Source organism: Treponema endosymbiont of Eucomonympha sp. (genome assembly GCF_001028545.1).
On sequence record NZ_BBPW01000629.1, the window covers coordinates 1 to 454 of the forward strand.

General features: G+C 60.1%; 1 protein-coding gene. It reads left to right on the forward strand.

Features of this window, described 5'->3' with window-relative positions:
• Positions 1 to 454, forward strand: a 454-nt coding sequence (locus AWU74_RS08385; protein WP_162505112.1) for an AAA-type ATPase lid domain-containing protein, incomplete at both ends; no start/stop codon positions are given.

Sequence of the window (454 nt, forward strand, 5' to 3'; positions counted from 1 at the left end):
ATTGTCGCCGCGACAAACCGCGACTTAAAGAAGGAAATCGAGGCGGGGCGGTTCCGCGAGGATTTATACTACCGGCTCAACGTGGTGCAGATTCACCTGCCGCCGCTCCGCGAGCGCCGGGACGATATTCCGCTGCTGGTTACGGCGTTCCTGAACGAGACGGCGGCGGAAAACGGCAAGAAAATCGACGGAATCGACGCGCGGGCGCGGTCGGCGCTGTACAAATACCCGTGGCCCGGAAACATACGGGAGCTTCGGAACTGCATTGAAAGCGCGGTGGTCATGTGCGAAGGGCATATCATCACGGCGGACGACCTGCCGCCGGGAATCGCCGAAAGCGGCGGCGCGGAGGCTGTCGCGGTGCCGGCGAACATTCCGCTGGAAGAAGCGGAAAAGATTATCATCATGCAGAGCCTCGTCTTCAACAAAGGAAATAAGTCTAAGACGGCGGAGG